Origin of the sequence: Paraburkholderia sp. SIMBA_053, from assembly GCF_046534895.1 — a bacterium.
GTDB classification, from domain to species: Bacteria; Pseudomonadota; Gammaproteobacteria; order Burkholderiales; family Burkholderiaceae; genus Paraburkholderia; species Paraburkholderia caledonica.
Window position 1 is genome coordinate 1 of record NZ_JAWRXU010000390.1, and the last position, 304, is coordinate 304.

Annotated in this window: 1 protein-coding gene; it reads left to right on the forward strand. The window is 60.2% G+C overall.

All coding sequences use genetic code 11. The features are described 5' to 3' along the window. Positions 1–158 (forward strand): DUF3563 family protein (locus tag SB753_RS36120; RefSeq protein WP_410804902.1); only part of this gene is annotated, 158 nt, incomplete at its 5' end. Between the last annotated feature and the right edge of the window lie 146 nt (positions 159–304).

Genomic DNA, 304 nt, shown 5'->3' on the forward strand with positions numbered 1-304 from the left:
TTTTCCTGTTCCTGACGAAGTCCTATGACCTGCGCGTCAAAGAGCAAAACGACGCGTATCTGGCCGAAGCCACGGATCTGTACGACCTCGAGTTCCGCATGCGCAAGATCGACCGTGAAGCGCAACTGCGTCAACCGTCGTGGATGAGCCAGCACTAAGCTGCAGCAAGCACGGGCCGGCACGCGAGCCGGCCATGAAAAGCGCTCAACGTGAGCGCAGCATGCCATAGCGCGCCAATGTTTCCTGCCGCGCTTTTGCGTGATCGACGACCGGCTGCGGATAGTCTTTCCCCAGCACCACGCCC